The organism is Comamonas sp. (assembly GCF_036666375.1).
Classification (GTDB): Bacteria; Pseudomonadota; Gammaproteobacteria; order Burkholderiales; family Burkholderiaceae_C; genus Comamonas.
The window spans coordinates 1-5,025 of record NZ_JAVWWA010000187.1 but is presented as its reverse complement, the minus strand read 5'-3'; the positions used below and the strand labels follow the sequence as shown (position 1 = coordinate 5,025).

Genomic DNA, 5,025 nt, shown 5'->3' with positions numbered 1-5,025 from the left:
AGGTGCCCAGCGGGCCGTCGTTGTTGAACGACAGGCTCAGCGTGCAGATCGCGCCGTTCGCGGCCTTGAGCTGGATGCTCATGTCCATGGCGATGCCCAGCACGGGGTGGATGGGGCCTTGCACGGCATTGGCCTGCACGATGGGGCTGCCCGCCTGGTAGGCGAACAGGTCCACGGTGTGGGCGGCGTGGTGCCACAGCAGGTGGTCGGTCCAGCTGCGTGCCTGGCCCAGCGCGTTGGTGTTGGTGCGGCGGAAGAAATAGGTCTGCACGTCCATCTGCTGCAGGTTCAGCTCGCCTGCGCCGACCTTCTTGTGGATCCACTGGTGGCTGGGATTGAAGCGGCGCGTGTGGCCGCACATCGCGACCAGGCCCGATTCCTTTTGCGCCGCGACCACGGCCTCGGCGTCGGCCAGGCTGTCGGCCATGGGAATCTCGACCTGCACATGCTTGCCGGCCTTGAGACACGCAATTGCCTGCGAAGCATGCATCTGTGTGGGCGTGCACAGGATCACGGCGTCGACTTCGGCCAGCGCCAGGCTGTCGGCGAGATCGGTGGTCACATGGGCAATGCCGTACTTGGCCGCGACTTCGCGCGTCTTTTCGAGGTCGCGGCTCACCAGCGAGACGACTTCAACGCCATCGATGTTCTTGATGCCGTCGAGGTGCTTGATGCCGAATGCGCCGGCACCGGCCAGGGCAACTTTGATGGTCTTCTTGCTGTTCATTGGTTCTCCAGGATCAGGTGGCCCACGGCGGTATTCGACGCAGGCACATGGTAGAAGCGGTGGGCGACCTTGGGCACGGGCGCCGGGCTGTCGATGTCGCTCATCGCGCCGCGCGCGATCAGCCACATCACCAGTTCGATGCCTTCCGAGCCGGCTTCGCGCACATAGTCGATGTGCGGCATCTTGGCCAGGCCATGGGGGTTGTCGATCAGGCGGTCCAGGAAGTTCAGGTCCCATTCCTTGTTGATCAGGCCGGCGCGCGCGCCCTGCAGCTGGTGGCTCATGCCGCCCGTGCCCCAGATGTGGACGTTGAGGTCCTCGTCATAGCTTTCCACGGCCTTGCGGATCGCGCGGCCCAGGTTGAAGCAGCGCTGGCCCGAAGGCACGGGGTATTGCACCACGTTGACCGCAAACGGAATCACCGGGCAGGGCCAGCCTTCTTCAGGCGTGGGCTGGCCGCACATCAGCGACAGCGGCACGGTGAGGCCGTGGTCCACGTCCATCTTGTTGACGATGGTCAGGTCGAAATCCTGCTGTATCACCGACTGCGCGATGTGCGACGCCAGATCGGGGTGGCCAACCACGGTGGGCACGGGGCGCGGGCCCCAGCCTTCGTCGGCCGGCGTGAAGGTGTCGGCCGTGCCGATCGCGAACGTCGGGATCATGTCCAGGCTGAACGCCGTCGCGTGGTCGTTGTAGACCAGGAAGATGACGTCGGGCTTGTTGTCCTTCATCCACTGCTTGGAGGGCTCATAGCCCTTGAACAGCGGCTTCCAGTAGTCGTCCTGGTCGCGGCCCAGGTCGAGGGCCGCGCCTATCGCGGGCACATGGGAAGTGAAGACGGAAGCGGTGATGCGGGCCATTCAGTTGCCCTCCTTGCGGGCAGAGTTTCCTTGGGGCTGGCGGTGCGCCTGGGCGTCGCCGTCTTCGCCGACAACGCGGTTGCCGTTGGCCGAGCGGCCGCCAGCAAGCATCATGGCGCGGTATTCGTCTTCGGTCATGCCGGTCATAGAGCCTGCCATCTGCTGGAAGCTCTTGCCGTCGGTCGCGCCGATCTTGGCCAGGAAGTAGATGTTGCCGCCGGTGCGCATGCACCAGTTCAGGTCGCGCGCCAGCACCGCCTGCTTCTGCTCTTCGGTCATCGCCCACTCGTCGAGGTAGGCGCGCTCGTCGGCCTTGAAGCGCGCGCGGTTCTCGGCCTTCATCAGCGACATGCAGAACTGGTTGAGCCAGTAGCCCTTGCGGGACTGCTGGGCGTCAAAGATGATGGTGCCGGGCACATCGGTATAGGGTTTATGGAGAGCCATGATCAGACTTCCTCTGGCCAGTAAAGACGCATGGGATTGTCCACCAGCAGCTTGCGCTGCAGTTCGGCCGTGGGCGCGATGTGGGGAATGAAATCCACCAGCAGGCCGTCGTCGGGCATATGGTCCTTGAGGTTGGGATGCGGCCAGTCGGTGCCCCACAGCACGCGATCGGGGAACTCCTCGACCACACGGCGCGCGAACGGCACCACGTCCTGGTAGGCATTCTGCTGGCCATCAAGCGCCTTGGGGCCGGTGATGGACAGGCGCTCGGGGCACGAGACCTTGCTCCAGACATTGGGGTGCTCGCGCATGAACTTGAGGAACAGCTCGAACTCGGGGCCGTCGATGGGCTTGCTCACATCGGGGCGGCCCATGTGGTCCACGACCACCGTGGTCGGCAGGCTGGTGAAGAAATCCCACAGCTCGGGCAGGTCGACGGCCTCGAAGTAGATCACCACATGCCAGCCCAGCTTCTGGATGCGGCCGGCAATCTCCAGCAGCTCGTCCTTGGGCGTGAAGTCGACCAGGCGCTTGACGAAGTTGAAGCGCACGCCGCGCACGCCGGCGTCATGCAGCGCCTGCAGCTCTTCATCACTGATGCTGCGCTTCACGGTGGCCACGCCGCGCGCCTTGCCGCCCGCGGACTTGCAGGCATCGACCATGGCGCTGTTGTCGGCGCCGTGGCAGGTGGCCTGCACGATCACATTGCGCGCAAAGCCCAGATGGTCGCGCAGCGCAAACAGCTGCTGCTTGCTCGCGTCGCAGGGCGTGTACTTGCGCTCGGGCGCGAACGGGAATTCATCGCCCGGGCCAAACACATGGCAATGGGCATCGACCGCGCCCGCGGGCACCTGGAATTTCGGCTTGGCCGGGCCGCTGTACCAGTCGAGCCAGCCGGGGGTCTTTTCAAAATTTGCCATTTTTTGCAGTCCTTCAGTCGATGTAACGCAGGCCTGCCTGGGCCAGCGGCTCGCGCATCTTGTACATGTCGAGGCCCAGCACGCCCGAGGCCAGCTTGGCGCGCTTTTCGCCTTCGAAGCTCTCGCGCTTTTGCGCGGCCTCCAGCGTGGCGACGGCCCTGGCCGCGGGCACGCAGACCACGCCGTCGTCATCGGCGACGATCACGTCGCCGGGAGTGACCCACATGCCGGCGCAGACCACGGGAATGTTGACCGAGCCCAGCGTCGCCTTGATCGTGCCGCGCGACGAGATGGCGCGGCTCCAGACCGGGAAGTTCATTTCCTGCAGTGTCTTCACATCGCGCACGCCGGCGTCGATGATCAGCGCGCGCGCGCCGCGCGCCTGGAAGCTGGTGGCCAGCAGGTCGCCGAAATAGCCATCCGTGCATTCCGAAGTGATGGCCGCGACGACCACGTCGCCGGGCTGGATCTGCTCGGCCACGACATGCATCATCCAGTTGTCGCCGGGCTGCAGCAGCACGGTGACGGCCGTGCCCGAGACCTGCTGACCTGAATAGATGGGACGCATATAGGGCTTGAGCAGGCCCACGCGGCCCATGGCCTCGTGCACCGTTGCCGAGCCCAATGCTGCCAGGCCGTCGGCCGCGGCCTTGTCGGCACGCTGGATATTGCGGTAAACCACACCGAGTTCGTACATCTGAATCTCCTGTTTGCTGATGGCCTGCTTACAGGCCCTTCTTCTTGAGCGCGGCGTCGAGGCGCGTGAACACGCGGCGCGCATTGCCTTCGTAGACCTGGAAGCGCTCTTCCTCGTTGAGGTTCACCGTGTCCTCGATGTAGCGCTTGGTGTCGTCGTAGTAATGGCCCGTGGTCGGATCGATGCCGCGCACCGCGCCAATCATCTCGCTGGCAAACAAAATGTTCTTGACCGGGATCACCTTGGTGAGCAAATCAATGCCCGGCTGGTGGTAGACGCAGGTGTCGAAGAAGATGTTGTTGAGCAGGTGCTCGTCGAGCAGCGGTTTTTTCAGTTCCTGCGCCAGGCCGCGGAAACGGCCCCAGTGGTAGGGCACGGCGCCGCCGCCATGCGGGATCAGGAACTTGAGCGTGGGGAAGTCCTTGAACAGGTCGCTGGTCAGGCATTGCATGAAGGCCGTGGTGTCGGCGTTCAGGTAGTGCGCGCCCGTGGTGTGGAAGCAGCTGTTGCAGCTGGTGCTCACGTGGACCATCGCGGGAATGTCGTACTCGACCATCTTCTCGTAGATGGGATACCAGCTGCGGTCCGACAGCGGCGGCGAAGTCCAGTGGCCGCCCGAGGGATCGGGGTTGAGGTTGATGCCCACGTTGCCGTATTGCTCCACGCATTTCACCAGCTCGGGAATGCAGGTCGCGGGATCGACGCCCGGCGACTGCGGCAGCATGGCCGCGGGAATGAAGTGCTCGGGAAACAGTTCGCTGACGCGATAGCACAGCTCGTTGCAGATCGCCGCCCAGGTCGACGAAGTCTCGAAGTCGCCGATGTGGTGGGCCATGAAGCTGGCGCGCGGGCTGAAGATCGTCAGGTCGGAGCCGCGCTGCTTCATCAGCTTGAGCTGGTTGTTCTCTATGGTGTCGCGGATCTCGTCGTCGCTGATCTTCAGCGAACTGGCCGACGGGGCCTGGCTGGGGTCCTTGAGGCCGGCAATCTGCAGGTCGCGCCAGGCGCCCAGCGCTGCGGGAGCCGTGGTGTAGTGGCCGTGTACGTCAATGATCATCGCAATGTTCTCCTGTAATTCTGAATGGGCTTAATGCGCGGCGGTGCGGCCCACGGTCTCGCCATGGGGCTTGGGACTGAAAATTTCCTTGACGATCAGCGCGCCGGTGGCGACCAGGCCGGCCACGGCCACCACGCTGAAGATCTCGCTGAAACCAAGGTGGCGCGCCGACAGCTCGGCAACCAGGAACGAGCCGGCAATGCCGCCGAAGCGGCCTATGCCCAGCATCCAGGCCACGCCCGTGGCCCGGCCGCGCGTCGGGTAGAAGGCCGCAGCCAGCGCCGGCATCGACGACTGGGCGGTGTTCATGATCGTGC

6 protein-coding genes and 1 pseudogene are annotated in these 5,025 nt (G+C 64.5%); all 7 read right to left on the bottom strand.

Annotated elements, in window-relative coordinates; genetic code table 11:
* Positions 1 to 727 (bottom strand): Gfo/Idh/MocA family oxidoreductase (locus tag RR928_RS24220; protein ID WP_332684606.1); only part of this gene is annotated, 727 nt, incomplete at its 3' end.
* Positions 724 to 1,590, bottom strand: coding sequence for a class III extradiol dioxygenase subunit beta (locus tag RR928_RS24215; protein ID WP_087743213.1), 867 nt, complete (start codon positions 1,588 to 1,590; stop codon positions 724 to 726). The genes RR928_RS24215 and RR928_RS24220, both read right to left, overlap by 4 nt.
* A complete protein-coding gene (ligA, locus tag RR928_RS24210) occupies positions 1,591 to 2,034 on the bottom strand; it encodes a protocatechuate 4,5-dioxygenase subunit alpha (RefSeq protein WP_087743211.1) in 444 nt (147 codons plus the stop codon). It abuts the gene before it with no gap.
* Positions 2,035 to 2,036: 2 nt separating this feature from the next.
* On the bottom strand, positions 2,037 to 2,954 hold the full coding sequence (locus RR928_RS24205) for an amidohydrolase family protein (protein WP_332684603.1): 918 nt from the start codon (positions 2,952 to 2,954) through the stop codon (positions 2,037 to 2,039).
* Positions 2,955 to 2,967: 13 nt separating this feature from the next.
* On the bottom strand, positions 2,968 to 3,651 hold the full coding sequence (gene ligK, locus RR928_RS24200) for a 4-carboxy-4-hydroxy-2-oxoadipate aldolase/oxaloacetate decarboxylase (protein ID WP_332534205.1): 684 nt from the start codon (positions 3,649 to 3,651) through the stop codon (positions 2,968 to 2,970).
* 28 nt (positions 3,652 to 3,679) lie between these two features.
* A complete protein-coding gene (locus RR928_RS24195; protein WP_087743206.1) occupies positions 3,680 to 4,708 on the bottom strand; it encodes an amidohydrolase family protein in 1,029 nt (342 codons plus the stop codon).
* Positions 4,709 to 4,738: 30 nt separating this feature from the next.
* Positions 4,739 to 5,025, bottom strand: a pseudogene (locus RR928_RS24190) (aromatic acid/H+ symport family MFS transporter); the annotation flags it as partial.

Coding starts and splice junctions, on each gene's coding strand:
- ligK (WP_332534205.1), bottom strand. CDS start 3,651: ATGTACGAACTCGGTGTGGTTTACCGCAATATCCAGCGTGCCGACAAG.
- RR928_RS24195 (WP_087743206.1), bottom strand. CDS start 4,708: ATGATCATTGACGTACACGGCCACTACACCACGGCTCCCGCAGCGCTG.
- ligA (WP_087743211.1), bottom strand. CDS start 2,034: ATGGCTCTCCATAAACCCTATACCGATGTGCCCGGCACCATCATCTTT.
- RR928_RS24205 (WP_332684603.1), bottom strand. CDS start 2,954: ATGGCAAATTTTGAAAAGACCCCCGGCTGGCTCGACTGGTACAGCGGC.
- RR928_RS24215 (WP_087743213.1), bottom strand. CDS start 1,590: ATGGCCCGCATCACCGCTTCCGTCTTCACTTCCCATGTGCCCGCGATA.